The 12,237-nt window shown below is 35.0% G+C and carries 10 protein-coding genes and 2 pseudogenes; 6 read left to right on the top strand and 6 right to left on the bottom strand.

Going from position 1 to position 12,237, the window contains the following annotated elements; translation table 11 throughout:
- Window positions 1–73: 73 nt before the first annotated feature.
- Window positions 74–1,368, bottom strand: a pseudogene (locus LA754_RS01220) (IS4 family transposase).
- A gap of 260 nt (window positions 1,369–1,628) precedes the next feature.
- Window positions 1,629–2,435, bottom strand: a complete 807-nt coding sequence (gene ygfZ, locus LA754_RS01225; RefSeq protein WP_077188580.1) for a CAF17-like 4Fe-4S cluster assembly/insertion protein YgfZ — start codon at window positions 2,433–2,435, stop codon at window positions 1,629–1,631.
- Window positions 2,436–2,621: 186 nt separating this feature from the next.
- On the opposite strand from ygfZ, the gene LA754_RS01230 reads away from it, so the two are divergent.
- Together LA754_RS01230 and groL are read left to right on the top strand one after the other, a co-directional pair.
- Window positions 2,622–2,903, top strand: a complete 282-nt coding sequence (locus tag LA754_RS01230; RefSeq protein ID WP_173862895.1) for a co-chaperone GroES — start codon at window positions 2,622–2,624, stop codon at window positions 2,901–2,903.
- Between the two features lie 100 nt (window positions 2,904–3,003).
- A complete protein-coding gene (gene groL / locus LA754_RS01235) occupies window positions 3,004–4,653 on the top strand; it encodes a chaperonin GroEL (RefSeq protein WP_077190269.1) in 1,650 nt (549 codons plus the stop codon).
- A 223-nt stretch (window positions 4,654–4,876) separates the two neighbouring features.
- Here groL and LA754_RS01240 read toward each other — a convergent pair whose 3' ends face one another.
- Window positions 4,877–4,999 carry a hypothetical protein gene (locus tag LA754_RS01240; protein ID WP_255703183.1) on the bottom strand — a complete coding sequence of 41 codons (123 nt, stop codon included), beginning with the start codon at window positions 4,997–4,999 and terminating at the stop codon, window positions 4,877–4,879.
- Window positions 5,000–5,171: 172 nt separating this feature from the next.
- Between LA754_RS01240 and LA754_RS01245 the strand changes: the two genes are divergently transcribed.
- The 3 genes and pseudogenes from LA754_RS01245 to LA754_RS01255 all read left to right on the top strand — a co-directional run bounded on the left by LA754_RS01245 (window position 5,172) and on the right by LA754_RS01255 (window position 7,587).
- Window positions 5,172–5,956, top strand: a protein-coding gene (locus LA754_RS01245; RefSeq protein WP_238513981.1) for an IS5 family transposase whose coding sequence is annotated in 2 segments (ribosomal slippage) — window positions 5,172–5,493 and window positions 5,493–5,956 — 786 coding nt in all. Because the reading frame shifts where the segments join, the coding sequence is not laid out codon by codon here.
- A 22-nt stretch (window positions 5,957–5,978) separates the two neighbouring features.
- Window positions 5,979–6,124 (top strand): annotated as a pseudogene (locus tag LA754_RS01250) (DDE-type integrase/transposase/recombinase); the annotation flags it as partial.
- 80 nt (window positions 6,125–6,204) lie between these two features.
- Window positions 6,205–7,587, top strand: coding sequence for an IS66-like element ISWen3 family transposase (locus LA754_RS01255; RefSeq protein WP_457923656.1), 1,383 nt, complete (start codon window positions 6,205–6,207; stop codon window positions 7,585–7,587).
- Between the two features lie 175 nt (window positions 7,588–7,762).
- Here the strand turns inward: LA754_RS01255 and LA754_RS01260 are convergent, their stop codons facing one another.
- Window positions 7,763–8,785, bottom strand: coding sequence for a hypothetical protein (locus LA754_RS01260; RefSeq protein ID WP_457923657.1), 1,023 nt, complete (start codon window positions 8,783–8,785; stop codon window positions 7,763–7,765).
- Window positions 8,739–8,960 (bottom strand): hypothetical protein, encoded by a 222-nt coding sequence (locus tag LA754_RS01265; protein WP_457923658.1) that lies wholly within the window; start codon window positions 8,958–8,960, stop codon window positions 8,739–8,741. The genes LA754_RS01260 and LA754_RS01265 overlap by 47 nt, the downstream gene beginning before the upstream one ends.
- Before the next feature lie 141 nt (window positions 8,961–9,101).
- On the opposite strand from LA754_RS01265, the gene LA754_RS01270 reads away from it, so the two are divergent.
- Window positions 9,102–10,562: a TrkH family potassium uptake protein gene (locus tag LA754_RS01270; protein WP_236514849.1), complete on the top strand. Its 1,461-nt coding sequence runs from the start codon at window positions 9,102–9,104 to the stop codon at window positions 10,560–10,562.
- Window positions 10,563–10,825: 263 nt separating this feature from the next.
- On the opposite strand, the gene mgtE is transcribed toward LA754_RS01270, so the two are convergent.
- Window positions 10,826–12,196, bottom strand: coding sequence for a magnesium transporter (mgtE, locus tag LA754_RS01275; protein WP_457923659.1), 1,371 nt, complete (start codon window positions 12,194–12,196; stop codon window positions 10,826–10,828).
- Between the last annotated feature and the right edge of the window lie 41 nt (window positions 12,197–12,237).

Here is a 12,237-nt window from a genome sequence, read left to right on the forward strand (position 1 = left end):
ACCTCCATTTTTTTATATCAATTTATTACTTTTTTTTCGGTTTGACACACTTTTTTGAACCATACGCGTCAAGTTAAGAGATTGTGAGCAAATTTAGAGAGGTTAAAGTGGATACTCTAGCCCTTCTACGTTTGTCTTTTAATGAAAATCGCGACCAAGTTGTAGTGAGTTTTTTAAGAAATGCTTTTAAACTATTAATCTTGGTTAATACTAAAAATAACTCTCTAACCCGTCTTTTTAGCTCAATAAATGCCTTTGTTAAGCTAAGTTCTGTATTCTTTTTCACTTCTGTGCAACCAACTATGCCGTGAAATATAAGAATTGCGCACAATTTAGCATATAGTTCACATAATACTCTGCATGGCTTTCCTTTTAGCTTATCAAGTCTGATATGGCTTTTATACAATTTAAATAATTTGCCACCTTACTCTGTAAATCGTTAATACTTGCTCAGCACTAATTTTATTTTCTGGAACATTAGTTATACCAATTCAACAATTTTTGATTTCTTTTAGAGGATCCTGCGATCTTGCTAATCTATGAGCTTTCCTTCTTCTGGCTATAGACTGTTCTTCAGTTAGTTTCTGACATATAATTCTTACTCTAATTTTTGCTTCTTTTCCTAACAATACCTCGTTTTCTAAAAATAACTTATCCTCTAAACATTCTAATAACTCCATTTTTTGATTTGTTTCTACATCATATACGTTGGTATCGACGACTTATGAAATAAGCTCCTATTTCATTGATTTGTTTAAAAGAACTTGGCACAAAATAACCGAGATCAGATATTAGCAAATCATTGCTTAATACATTACTTAAATGTTTCCTATATCCCTGGCCTGATCTTACCCCCTCCGTTAAATTAAGTTGGTCTATTATCTGATTCATGTAGTCGAAAACTAATTGTAACTTTATTCCAGACTTAGTATTGCTTTCATAGCCACTGTAGCTAGTACCATAACCTTTATACATCTCTTCCATACTGTTAGGTAGAGTAATATAGCTACTGTCCAATAATTTAACACTATTAAATTGCTGTAAGATTTTGCAATCAACTTGCAAGATATTTTTAAAGAGAACCACAGATTCATTATACATCCTTTTCATAAATTCCACTGCTTCTTCAGTAAATCTAAAATCCAAACCTTGTTTTGTTATATCTATCGAGTCCTCGTTTAGTAATTGACACATTGTTTCTACGCTACAATTATCAACTCCTATATTACCCAAGACCATGGCTTTTACGAATGATGAACCTTTTAGCTTTCTCTTTCTTTTTATAAACCTTGTTGTAATTGAGATTTTCTCTGCTTTTTCATTAAAAAATTCTTTGAGCTTTTTTGATAAGCAAGTTATTTTATTCATTGGTTCTCTCACTAAAAGTATATCTGGGAGAACTTATACCTTATTATTCTATCTCTTTCATACCTTTATTTCCTTAACTTGACGCGTATGCTTTTTTGAACATTCCCGGAAATGCAGAAAAAAAATGTTCAACATTATATCAGGAGTCCTTGTCGTTTTAATCTGCACAGATTGCGAAGTTAAATGAAATAGCTTCACTGTTATGATAAGGGCGCTGGCGAAGGGTGTCAAGCAAGTTTTTCGTTTCTATATGTGCTACCTTAAGACTTCAACGTCTTAACGCACCTAACTCCATCTGCATATAAATTTGCATGGCTCTTTCCAGTATTAAGCAATGCAAATCCAATGTTGTCTACACTAGAGCGCAGTTCCCCTATTTCCTCATTGTTTTCATTTGTCACTTTAGTGCCAATATCTGGAAGTGCGTTATCCCCCTCAACAAGGTAAAGTTTTCTTCTGAATATTTCTTGTCTGCTCATTCGATTTACAACTTCCTGACCTATATAACACCCCTTATTAAAGCTTATACCGTTTACCTTATCGATTAAAAATTGCAGCGGAAACGATGAATTCTGCACCATATCTTTCGCTCCATCTGGAACGAGATTTTGAATTCTGACTTTTTCATACTGAGTAAAATCCCCAACCGGCTCTTTTATTTCATCTTTATGTATGATCCTCATTCCTAGCAGCTTGTGCCTTGGATCTTGAAAAATAACTTGTGACTTACTACTACACTCCGCCAACTTAGTATTAAACAAAACCCCAACCTTATATAGTGCACTAACGTCTTTAATCTTTACCCTCAAATAAGTTTTAAGTAAATCTAGTTTCTCGATTATTTGCTGCAAGTGTATGTTTTCGCACTCTAAGAGGGTGTATTTACCATATTCAATAAGAAAAAAATCATATAGATATTTTCCCTGAGGGCTAAGCAATAAAGAGTAAATGGCTTTTTGGCTATCCAACTTATTAATATCATTGGTTATAATACCCTGCAGAAAATCTCTAGTGTCAGGCCCATATAGCACTATCACACCACGACTTAAAAATGGTATATAACTCATGAAATCTCTATAAATAAATCTAAATTTTATTATATAACATTAGGCTCTTTTAGAAACTGCTTTTAGCGTGCATATTTTATAATGGCGTGCATATTTTACAAGCTCCAGCCCTTGAAATCTAACTTACGAGTATATACATATGAACTTATAAGTTAATTTGTTGATGAGGAAAAACAAATGTCAAGTATAAGTTTAAATGTATTAGATGATAGCGTGCTGATCAAGCCTATTAGCGAAGAAAAGCAAGGTGGAATTGTGCTTCCATCAAGTGCTGAAAAGAAACCTACTAAAGGTGAAGTTATAGCAATTGGTGAAGGTTCACGCAATTCGAGTGGCGAACGCGTAACTTTAACTGTGAAAGCTGGTGATAAAGTGTTCTATCGCCAATGGGCTGGTACAGAAATAGAACATAATAATGAGAAGCTTATCGTGATGAAAGAGTCCGATATACTTGCTGTCATTAAGTAGCAGTCTTTATTTTACTAAACTGAAACAAAGCGCAACATAGCGCATTGTAAATGATTTTATTATAGTTTTCTAAATTTTTTATTAACAAGAGGTGATAAAAATGACTAATGTAGTAGTATCAGGTGAGCAGTTGCAAGAAGCCTTTCGTGAAGTTGCAGCAATAGTGGATTCAACGGTAGCAATAACTGCAGGACCTAGAGGAAAAACAGTAGGGATTGATAAGCCCTATGGAGCACCAGAAATTACAAAAGATGGTTATAAGGTGATGAAGGGTATCAAGCCTGAAAAACCATTAAACGCTGCGATAGCAAGCATCTTTGCACAAAGTTGTTCTCAATGTAACGATAAAGTTGGTGATGGTACAACAACGTGCTCAATACTAACTAGCAACATGATAATGGAAGCTTCAAAGTCAATTGCTGCTGGAAACGATCGTGTTGGTATTAAAAACGGAATACAGAAGGCAAAAGATGTAATATTAAAGGAAATTGCGTCAATGTCTCGTACAGTTTCTCTAGAGAAAATAGACGAAGTGGCACAAGTTGCAATAATCTCTGCAAATGGTGATAAGGATATAGGTAACAGTATCGCTGATTCCGTGAAAAAAGTTGGAAAAGAGGGTGTAATAACTGTTGAAGAGAGTAAAGGTTCAAAAGAGTTAGAAGTTGAGCTGACTACTGGCATGCAATTTGATCGCGGTTATCTCTCTCCGTATTTTATTACAAATAATGAAAAAATGATCGTGGAGCTTGATAATCCTTATCTATTAATTACAGAGAAAAAATTAAATATTATTCAACCTTTACTTCCTATTCTTGAAGCTATTGTTAAATCTGGTAAACCTTTGGTTATTATTGCAGAGGATATCGAAGGTGAAGCATTAAGCACTTTAGTTATCAATAAATTGCGTGGTGGTTTAAAAGTTGCTGCAGTAAAAGCTCCAGGTTTTGGTGACAGAAGAAAGGAGATGCTCGAAGACATAGCAACTTTAACTGGTGCTAAGTACGTCATAAAAGATGAACTTGGAATCAAGATGGAAGATCTCACGCTTGATGATCTTGGTACGGCTAAAAATGTTAAAATTACTAAAGATAATACCACAGTTGTCAGCGAAAATAGCGATTCTGACAGTGTGAAAGCTAGAATCGAGCAGATTAAATCTCAAATTGAAACTTCAACTTCTGATTATGATAAAGAAAAGCTAAGAGAACGTTTAGCGAAATTATCAGGTGGCGTTGCTGTGCTCAAAGTTGGTGGAGCAACTGAAGTGGAAGTTAAAGAACGTAGAGATAGAGTCGAAGATGCGCTGCATGCAACAAGAGCTGCAATTGAAGAAGGTATAGTTCCAGGTGGTGGGGTTGCGCTTCTTTATGCTTCATCTGTTCTCGACAAATTAAAAGGTGCAAGTGACGAGGAACAAATAGGCATAAACATTATCAAGAAAGTTCTCAGTGCTCCAATTAGAAGGTTAGTCAAAAATGCTGGTCTTGAATCTGCTGTTATAATTGACTATTTGATTAAGCAGAATGATAAAGAGCTTATATACAACGTTGAGGCTATGAATTATGCTAATGCGTTTACAGCTGGTGTGATTGATCCAGCAAAAGTGGTGCGTATTGCTTTTGAAACAGCGGTATCTGTTGCGAGTGTGCTGATAACTACTGAATCTATGATAGTTGATGTACCAAGCAAAGAAAATGCTTCATCTCCTATGGGTGCAGGAGAAATGAGTGGCATGGGTGGATTCTAAGTAGAATGAAACCGTGGAGCAATTGCTCCACGGTAGTTCCAAAAAATCTCACATTTTACTATTCGTTAAAGGTAATACGTTTGGTGCAGAAATGCACTACTGTTTGCACCCGTTTCACTCCTTTATATTGTGGTTGTCTAATAACAAAAAGGCAGCATAAGAAAACTATAACCCCTAGTATATTTATACTATAGCTGACCCAAGCAACACGTCATACCGCGATTCATTCCACAACTGTACGAACATTACAATATGGCACATAGTAAACGATGTCATGAAAGTAGCTGACACTGGAATGACACCCTTTTGGATGGAAACCAGTGTCACGCACTGGCATGACACCCATTTGTTCCTATAGTTGTCTTTTCTCGTCTACCTTATTTTGCCACTCTGCTGAACAGATACAATTTAGAGGTTGTCCGGAAACAAGTAAAAGGCTATAATATCTGAAATTTTAGTACGGGGTAAAGATGAGAAAAAAGTATCCAACAGATCTAAGCGAAAGGGAATAGGCAAGAATAGAAAAACACTTCAGAGTATCATACAAGAAAGGAGGAAGGCCGCCAAAGTATAGCAAAAGAGAAATATTAGAAGCAATTTTCTATGTATTGCGTACAGGGTGTCAATGGCGGTATTTACCAAATGATTTTCCGCTATGGAAGACTGTGTATGAGCAGTTCAGGCAATGGAAGAAGCAGGGAATTTTTGAGAAAATGAATTATGAAATTACAAAATATAGTAGAAGAAAAATAGGAAGGAATGAGCAGCCAAGTGCCTGTATAGTAGATAGTCAATCTGTAAAGACTACAGAAAAGGGGGGATCAAAGGCTATGATGGAAGTAAAAAAGTAAAGGGTAGAAAAAGGCATATAATTACAGACACTCAGGGTTTTATACTAGGTTGTTACGTAGGCGCTGCTAACGAAAATGATAGAGATGGTATTAAAATAGCATTAAACAATATGAGAACAAAATATACTAAAGTTAAAAAAATGTGGGCTGACATGGGATACCAAGGAAGAAATTTAAAGAATCACATAAAGGAAGAATATGACATAGATATTGAAATTGTTACAAGGCCTCCATGTAGATTTTGGGTGCACAAAGATACGCCACCTGAGCTACTACCAACAAGAGAACAAGGGTTTAAAGTACAGCCAAGAAGATGGGTTGTAGAAAGGACTTTTGCTTGGGTTAATAGGAATAGAAGGCTATCGAAGGAGTATGATTTACTCACAACATCCACTGAGAATTTCATATACCTAGCTATGAGTAGGGTTATGTTAAAGAGGGAATATGCTTGAATTTACTTGTTTCCGGACAACCTCTTACATCAAAACCAAGGAGGGATGGCTATATTTGGCAGCAATAATCGATCTATATTCACGCATGGTAGTTGGCTGGTCAATGAGCAGTTCATAAATAAACAATTGGTTATGGACTCTTTATTAATGGCTGTTAACAAGCGTAAACCGTATCCGTTAAGCGGAGTGGCAGAATAAGGTAGACAAGGTGATCTAAAAAGATAATCATAGAGCAAAAGTGAAATAATATGGTAAACCTTTTAGAACTTTGCAAAGATTTACAGCAAAAAATAGAAAGGTTAGAAGCAAAAATAGAAAGATTGGAAAAAGAGAATGAAAGTTTAAAAGCAGAAAATAAGGCTTTAAAGATAGAAAATGCTGAGTTAAGAGAAAGACTCGGTTTAAGCTCGAAAAATTCATCAATACCAAGTTCCAAAGAGTTGTATAAAATAAAAAAGAATAAGCCGAAAAGCGAAAGGAATATTGGCGGTCAGGTTGGTCATAAAGGAAGTTTTCGCGCCAACATGGATGCAGATAAAGTAGTAAAGATAGAGTTGCCTAATACTTGCGAATGCGGAGGAGAAATTGCAATATGTGAAAAACCATATATTCATCAGAAAGTTGATCTTCCAGAAATCAAGCCTTATGTAGTGGAATATCAGTTAGAACATGGCCGTTGTCGGAGATGCGGAAAGAGAAGAAGTAGCAAGTTACCGGAAGGTGTTACGCCAAATACATTTGGTCCAAGGGTTAAGTCAATAATTGCAGCGTTCAGCGGATTCTACAAAAATTCAAAACGCGAAATAGCGAGTGTCGTAAATGATATCTTCAATTTGAACATAAGCGTCGGTAGCATATCAAGTAGTGAACATAGAGTTGCTTCAAAATGCAAAAAAATGTATGAGCAGATCGAACAAGAGATAAGTAGGAGTAAAGTTCTACATATTGATGAAACGAGCCATTATAACAAAGGTAAACTCGCTTGGTGTTGGATGTTTGCAAGCAATACGGCAAGTTTTGTAAAATTTACAGAGTCAAGAGGAATGAAAGTTTTACAAAATAGTAAATTCTGCAATCGCAATAGCTTGGTAATAACTGACAGGTATGCAGCATACAATTATTTTGCCGATAAAAACAGGCAAATCTGTTGGGCACATTTATCAAGAGATTTTGAAAGATTAGCACATAGTTGGAATATTGAAGTTAAAGTTCTGGGTTGTTACTTGAGAAACGTGGCCACTGAATTATTTGCACTAAAAAAAGCTTTACTAAAAAGTGAGATAGATGTTTTGAGGTTTGTCAGACGTGCCAGAAAATTAAGAAAACGTACAAAGTATTACTTGAAGGAGATATCTCGTTTACCTGAAGCAATTGGAGCCTCTCGAGTTGCAAAAAATGTTCTAAGATCTGAAAGAATGATGTGGAAATTTTTAGATGACCCAGAAAATATTCCGCTGACAAATAACCACGCTGAACGGCAAATTCGGCATTATGTCGTTTATCGCAAAAACTCATATTTTACACAATCAAAGCGGGGAAATACATTCCTTGAGCGGATAATTTCATTATACTTAACTTGGAAACAAAGGGGTCTCAATCCTTTCCAAAATCTCCTATCTATTGTTTCTTAAACCACTCTCCTGAACGGATACCCTTTGTTTCCAAGTTAAGTATAATGAAATTATCTTTTCTGCTTTTAAACTTTCATTCTCTTTTCTATTTTTTGCTGCAAATCTTTGCAGAGTTCTAAAATATCTTACCTCACTTTTTCTCTATGATTATCTTTATTATCCTGTTTCGTCTACCTTATTTGCTACTCTCTTGAACGGACTCTCTCTTGAACGAACACTCTACAGTTACTCTTTCATCAATAGCTGAGCGAGGTGCACCGGAACCAGGTACAACAATATTTTCGTGCGATTGCGTACTCTTCTTTTCCTCATATGGTATTTGCTTAATGAAATGTGCTGCTAAAACTTCATGTAAAGCTTTACCTTTTATAAGCACAGCCTCGTTTTGCTTAGCTAATTCTAAAATTTCCTTTGGTTCAACATCTTTACCGTCAATAGTTGATTTTTTAATACTAACTTGACCTAAATTTATATTTAGAACAACAGCGCAGTTAAGGTCTTTTCCAGATTCATCTTTTGCACCCCAACTAATTTCGATGTCACATATTGCAAATTCTGTAAAGGAGTAGTTCCTCTGTTGTTTCTCATTCTTCTCAATTGTTACTATTCTTTTATCATTACTGTATATTTTTACTCTTTGTACCTCATTTTTAATTGTTTCCATCCTTTTAGTCTTTTCGCTAAAAAGACGACTAGTTTCTAAACTCTGTCCAGGTTTAGTAATGTTGATACTAAGATTATCATAATGATTAACAAGATGTCCTGCCTTTTTGTCTGGCCAATAACATCCATCAAAGAAACCAATTAGATCATCTTTGTTTAGAAATTCTTTTGCATCATTCATTCCTTCGTCAATTCGAAGAAGATATCTACCCAACCTCTTTTTAAAATTTTCTTTTAACTCCTCCTGATCTTTAGAAGTAAGCTTCTTATCCAATATATCCATTATTTCTCTTTGCTTACTTAATACCACATAGTTAAAAAGGAAAATGCTCTCCTTCTCCCGTCGATAATAGTTTGCTATTTTGTCAAATGGATCTGCTGGCCGGCCGTTATTATAATTTACAGAATCAGAAGAATCTTGACATTTATTATCCTTAAAATTGAAATTCAATTTTTCAAAATCTGAGAGCACACTTTGTACCTGAGTCTCATCGAATTGAAGATTTGCTTGAGGAGATAGAAGAGTCAATAACAAAATCTAAAATGGTACCTTTGTTACTAGTCAAAGTCCCCTCGTGGTTCAAAACTGCTTGTATATCATTATGTTCACCATTGTTGAATATGTCCTGGACTTTTTGAAAATTGCCATCCCAGACTGCCTGTCTTAATGAACCTAGAATTTTTTCTTGTGCATCAGTTAATTCAACCATATCTTACCTCTAATAAAAATTTAATTATCACACATATTTACAAGTAAATCAAGTATGTTGTTAATAACTGTTAATAAAGGCCAACAAAATGCTTGACGTTAGAGTAGCTTTTATGGCTTTGTATAGCGAGGAAGTAACTCTATGAAAAATCATCAACGTTTACAAAATTTGCGTTCAATTGTATTTATTGTGGGAATATTCCTATTGCTGTTTAGCTTAGCAATGCTTATTCCTGCTATTACCAATAAGTATCTCAGCTACGAATGGAAAAATTTCCTCGCTGGATTCATAATTACCTGCACATCTGGCGCAATTTTTATTTTACTCGGTAAATTAAGTAGATTGCATGGAATGCCAGCAATTTTTGCGATTACTAGTTGCACCTGGATTGCCTTGTCTCTGTTTGCAGCTATTCCTTTCTATTTTGATAATCTGAGCTATGTTGATGCATTGTTTGAAACGATATCTGGCATCACAACCACAGGAGCAACTATATTTAATGATATTGAAAAACAATCTCCAGGAATACTGCTATGGAGAGCAATGCTACATGGCATGGGGGGTTTTGGTGTAATCACTTTAGGAATTGCAGTTTTTCCTATGTTTAAGGTTCTCAGCCTAAATAATTTACTTTATTCTGAATATTCAGATGCTACCAAAAGGAAGTTGCCGAACACGCGAAGCGTAGTGATTCATGTTACGGCAATATATTATGGCTTAATTTTGTTATGCATATTTTCCTATTATCTAGCTGGTATGCCACTATTTGATGCAATATGCCACGGAATGTCCTCTGTATCAACTGGTGGATTTGCTAACTATAACGATTCTATAGGGCACTACAATAACCCTATGTTAGAAGTCATAACGATCATTTTTATGATTTTGGGTTCTCTGCCTTTTCTTAGCTATTTAAAAATTATAAGACGATTAGACATTTGCTATGATGAACAGGTCTCTTACTTTGTTAAGATAGCTATTGTTTCATCTTTATTTGCTTGTTTTTGGTTGTATAAAAATGTTGATTTAGGAGTGTCATTATCATTTAGATGCAGCACATTTACCATCACCTCTTTAATTACGTCAACTGGTTATGCAATCTGTAATCATATAGATTGGAGTTTCATTTCAGTCTTAGCTTTTTTTCTAACCTTTGTTGGTGGATGTAGTGGTTCTTCAAGTGGTGGTGTCAAAATCTTCCGCTTGATTGTTCTTTTAAGGTCTATAAGAAATTACTTTTACCTTTTATTAAACCCTGATGCAGACAATGGAGTAAAATTCAATGGAAAAATTCTGGAGAATGATGAAGTTCACTCTGTCTTTATATTTTTTGCAATTTTCATGTTAACGTTTACCATTTCATCAATAGTGATGTCTTACTTAAGCAATGCAGACTTTATAACTAGCATCAGTTCAGTCTCTGCAACGCTTACAAACTCTGGCCCGGGATTTAGTAATTTAATAGGCCCTTCGGGTAATTATTCCTCTTTCAGTAATGAAGTAAAATTATTTCTATCGTTTTTAATGCTGCTTGGCAGACTTGAAATATTGCCAATCTATTTTTGTATAGGTAATTTATTCTTATTTAATAGAAAGAAATAGTTGGTGAAGTTGTGAAATTTGATATTATAGCTAAACTGACTTACGACAATTTGAAAAACCGTCATTCCGCTACTCGTTAGCGATATCTATACCGCGAATAAATCCACAAATGTACGAACATTGTGATTTGGGCACACCAGGAAGAATGTCATCCAAGTAGCCCCTTTCTCGTCATCCCGCTACTTGTTAGCGGGATCTATGCTAAGAGATACCGCGAATGAATCGCGGCATGACGGTTCGCGGCGGTATAGCTATAGATAGTATTAGCTATTTAATAAAAAGATCGTAGCTAAACCAAGAAATATAAAAGCTGAGAGAATATCAGTTGTTGCCGATGTTAGGATTGCAGAAGAAACGGCAGGGTCAGACTTTAAGCGATGAAGCATTATAGGAATGAAAGTTCCGATGAACGTTGCAATAATTGACATCATAATCATGGAGACCACAAAAATCATCTCCACTTTGAAGTTGTGAAACCTTATTGCTAACACTACTAATGAAATAGTAGATAAGATCACCCCGTTTATAAGACCTATTAAAAATTCTTTCATCAGTATTCTTTTTGCATTTTGCTCAGTTAGATATTTTGTTGCGATTGCCCGGATGGTTAGCGTTACTGTTTGGGATCCTGCATTTCCGCTCATTGATGCAATTATCGGCATGATTATTGGCAGCACTATAAAACTTTTTATTACATCATCGAAAAAGCCAACTACTATGGAACACATTGTTGCAGCTAAGAGGTTAAACAGTAACCAAGGTAGCCTTTTAATTATAGTTTTATGTATAGGGGCATTTATATCGGCTTTAGAAGATACACCGCTTATTTTGAGTACATCCTCTTCTGTTTCTTGTTGAACAACTTTTATCACATCTTCAATTAAGATCACACCAATAATTTTACCATTCTTATTTACTACCGGAGCCGATAATAGAGAGTAATCTTTAAATATTCTTGCTACTTCCTCTTGGTCTATTCCAGTTTTAATGATTTTTATGTCATGATCCATTATCTCTTTTATTATTGTGTCTCCTGAGTGAGATATTACCTTATTTAAATTAACACTGCCTATAGGCTCTAATTTTGAGTTGATAATGAATATCTGGTGAAATTTTTCTGGTATTTTTTTATAGTTGCACACAAATTCTGTCAGTTGATTTATTGTCCAATAATATGGAGCTATAACCATATCTTTATGTATTAACCTTCCTGCACTTTCTTCTGGATATGATAGCAACTCCTCTACCGATTTCTGAGTTTTGCTGGGCAAATAGTAAAGTATATTTTCTACAGACTTTCTATCTAAATCTTTCACTATGGTTACTATATCTTCTACATCAAGGAGCATTAGTAACTTTGCTGTATTTTCTATTCCCAATGTTTCTATGATCTCTATTTGTAAATCTGGCACTACATGCACTAGGGCATCACTTAACAAATGTTGATCGAGGATATTAACTAATTTCTCCCTGTGATCACTGATCGAAGTAGATAAAAAATAAGCTAACTGAACACTGTCTATCGTTTTTACAATATTACGAACATTCTCTAGCTCCTCGTTATCAAGTGACTCTATTAAGTCATCAATAGCCTTTTTGTCTAAACCATAATGGGAACTTATTTCAATATTCATTACTTTACCTTGTTTTTTAATAAATATACGCGCTTGATTTC

This window comes from Wolbachia endosymbiont of Muscidifurax uniraptor (assembly GCF_054149795.1).

What these genes read in the sequence shown, in the direction of transcription:
- LA754_RS01240 (WP_255703183.1), bottom strand. Translation starts at nt 4,999, where the DNA reads ATGGGTGTCATGCCAGTGCGTGACACTGGTTTCCATCCAAAAGGGTGT.
- mgtE (WP_457923659.1), bottom strand. Translation starts at nt 12,196, where the DNA reads ATGAATATTGAAATAAGTTCCCATTATGGTTTAGACAAAAAGGCTATT.
- ygfZ (WP_077188580.1), bottom strand. Translation starts at nt 2,435, where the DNA reads ATGAGTTATATACCATTTTTAAGTCGTGGTGTGATAGTGCTATATGGG.
- groL (WP_077190269.1), top strand. Translation starts at nt 3,004, where the DNA reads ATGACTAATGTAGTAGTATCAGGTGAGCAGTTGCAAGAAGCCTTTCGT.
- LA754_RS01255 (WP_457923656.1), top strand. Translation starts at nt 6,205, where the DNA reads ATGGTAAACCTTTTAGAACTTTGCAAAGATTTACAGCAAAAAATAGAA.
- LA754_RS01270 (WP_236514849.1), top strand. Translation starts at nt 9,102, where the DNA reads ATGAAAAATCATCAACGTTTACAAAATTTGCGTTCAATTGTATTTATT.
- LA754_RS01265 (WP_457923658.1), bottom strand. Translation starts at nt 8,960, where the DNA reads ATGGTTGAATTAACTGATGCACAAGAAAAAATTCTAGGTTCATTAAGA.